The sequence below is a fragment of the Acetatifactor sp. genome, from assembly GCF_982438285.1.
Genome location: NZ_CEWDFQ010000378.1, coordinates 1 through 2,824, shown reverse-complemented (window position 1 = coordinate 2,824; position 2,824 = coordinate 1). Strand labels below are relative to the sequence as shown.

Below are 2,824 nucleotides of genomic sequence, written 5' to 3'. Positions count from 1 at the left end.
GCCATTGCCGTGGTGGAAGGCGTGGGCGATCATGGCTGCGAATATATGACCGGCGGCCGGGTAGTGGTGCTTGGCGGCACGGGCAAGAACTTTGCAGCCGGCATGAGCGGCGGCATCGCCTATGTGCTGGACGAGGGCAACGATCTCTACAAGCGTCTCAATAAGGAGATGGTGTCCTCCGAGGAGATTACCTCCAAATATGATGTGCTGGAGTTAAAGACCATGATTCAGGAGCATGTGGCTTTGACCAATTCCGCAAAGGGCAAGGAGGTTTTGGACAATTTCGGAGAATATCTGCCGAAATTCAAAAAGATCATTCCTCACGACTATGCCCGTGTGCTAAAGACCATTGTCCAGATGGAGGAAAAGGGCTTAAGCGCGGAGCAGGCGCAGATAGAAGCATTTTATGCCAATACCAGAAAATAGGAGGTTAGAAGAATGGGTAAACCAACTGGTTTTATGGAATATAAAAGGGAAGTCAGCCTGTCTGAGGACCCGAAAAAGAGAATCAGGCATTTCAACGAATTCCACCAGCATCTGTCCAGGGAAAAGCAGCAGCTCCAGGGGGCCCGCTGCATGGAGTGCGGCGTTCCTTTCTGCCAGGCGGGGATGATGATCTGCGGCATGGCCAGCGGCTGCCCGCTGCACAATTTGGTGCCGGAGTGGAATGACCTTGTATATACGGGCAACTGGCGTCAGGCCTACTACCGTTTGAAAAAGACAAATAATTTCCCTGAGTTTACTTCCCGGGTATGTCCCGCTTTATGCGAGGCCGCCTGTACCTGCGGCTTGAACGGGGACCCGGTTTCCACCAAAGAAAATGAGTATGCGATCATTGAAAATGCTTACGAGGAAGGTCTTGCAGGAGCCAATCCCCCCAAGGTGCGCACGGGCAAGAAGGTGGCTGTTATCGGAAGCGGTCCCTCCGGCCTTGCGGCTGCGGATCAGCTCAACAGGCGGGGGACATCTGGTGACGGTGTTTGAGCGTTCCGACCGCATCGGCGGGCTTTTAATGTATGGGATTCCCAATATGAAGCTGGAAAAGCACATTGTGGAGAGAAAGCGTAAGATCATGGAGGAGGAAGGCGTGGTATTCCGCACCGGCGTGGATGTGGGAAAGGATATCAAGGCCCAGAGCCTGCTTCAGGAGTTTGACCGGGTGATCTTAGCCTGCGGCGCTTCCAATCCCAGGGATATCAATGGGCCGGGAAGGGATGCGAAGGGCATTTATTTTGCGGTGGACTTTTTGAAGGCAAACACAAAAAGCCTTTTAGATTCCAATTTTGCGGATAAGGCCTACGTGGACACCAAGGGAAAGCATGTGGTGATTATCGGCGGAGGAGATACCGGAAATGACTGTGTGGGTACGGCCATAAGGCATGGCGCAAAGTCTGTAACCCAGATCGAGATGATGCCAAAGGCTCCAGATCAGAGGGCTGAAGATAATCCCTGGCCCGAGTGGCCTAAAATCTGCAAGACGGATTACGGCCAGGAGGAGGCCATTGCAGTCTATGGCCACGACCCCCGCATTTATGAGGCTACCGTGAAGGAATTTATCAAGGATAAAAACGGCAGCCTGAAGGCGGTGAAGATCGTAAAGCTTTCCTGGGAGAAGGACGCACAGAGCGGACGGATGAAGATGCAGGAGGTGCCGGGAAGCGAACAGATTCTGGATGCGGATATCGTGCTGATTGCGGCAGGCTTTTTGGGGGCTCAGAAATATGTGGCGGAGGCCTTCGGCGTGGAGCTGAATGAGCGCACCAATGTAAAAACCGCTGCCGGAGCCTATCAGACCAGCGCAGAAAGAGTGTTTGTCACAGGGGATATGCACAGAGGGCAGTCCCTGGTGGTTTGGGCGATCCGTGAGGGACGGGAGGCGGCCAGGGCCGTGGATGAAAGCCTGATGGGCTATTCCAATCTGGCAGTACAGTAGGAAAAAAAGAGGGCCTGTATCAAGCAGGCCAAAGAAAGAAGCTGACGTACGGCATTTTTGGCCGGACGCAGCTTCTTTTTTTGGGGACAAAATCACTAAAGTGAAAAAGAAATAGAAAAAGTCTCAGCCGAAGGCTTGCATAACTGTGGAAAGATGATAAAATGTGTGAAGGCATTTTGTCCTGACAGGTCTTTGGGCAAAAAAGTACTAGATTTGAAAATACAAAGGAAGAAAGAGGTATTCGAATGAAATTTTTGAGGGAAAAGGGACTGGGACTTTCATTTTGTTTTGTGATTGCATTGGCAGGCTTCTTTTTGGGAAAGCTGTTTCCCATCGTGGGGGGGCCTGTGTTTGCCATTCTCCTTGGCATGGTGATCACCTTGTTTATAAAGAATAAGACCAGGCTGCAGGAGGGAATTTCCTTTACCTCCAAAAAAATTCTGCAGTATGCTGTTATTTTGCTGGGCTTTGGACTGAATCTATCCGTAGTTTTTAAGACGGGAGCGCAGTCTTTGCCCATCATCGTTTCCACCATTTCTGTTTCGCTGCTCCTTGCCTGGATTTTGTGTAAGGCCATGAAGGTGCCAGGGAAAATTTCCTGCCTCATCGGCGTGGGCTCCTCCATCTGCGGAGGCTCAGCCATTGCTGCCACAGCGCCGGTCATTGAAGCAGATGACGAGGAGGTGGCCCAGGCCATTTCCGTGATTTTTCTGTTCAATGTGCTCGCCGCTGTGATTTTTCCTTATCTGGGGTCTTTGCTGGGATTTCAGGGAAGCGAGGGTTTTGGTATTTTTGCGGGGACTGCGGTCAACGATACTTCCTCTGTGACAGCGGCCGCTTCCACCTGGGACAGCATGTATGGACTGGGCACGGCCACCCTTGACAAGGCTG

2 protein-coding genes and 1 pseudogene are annotated in these 2,824 nt (G+C 51.8%); all 3 read left to right on the top strand.

Features of this window, described 5'->3' with window-relative positions:
- A partial coding sequence (locus AC1WIP_RS14155; protein ID WP_481142433.1) for a GltB/FmdC/FwdC-like GXGXG domain-containing protein occupies nucleotides 1–426 on the top strand: 426 nt, incomplete at its 5' end.
- Nucleotides 427–438: 12 nt separating this feature from the next.
- Nucleotides 439–1,933 (top strand): annotated as a pseudogene (locus AC1WIP_RS14150) (glutamate synthase subunit beta).
- Nucleotides 1,934–2,178: 245 nt separating this feature from the next.
- On the top strand, nucleotides 2,179–2,824 hold a 646-nt coding region (locus AC1WIP_RS14145; RefSeq protein WP_481142432.1), incomplete at its 3' end, for a YeiH family protein.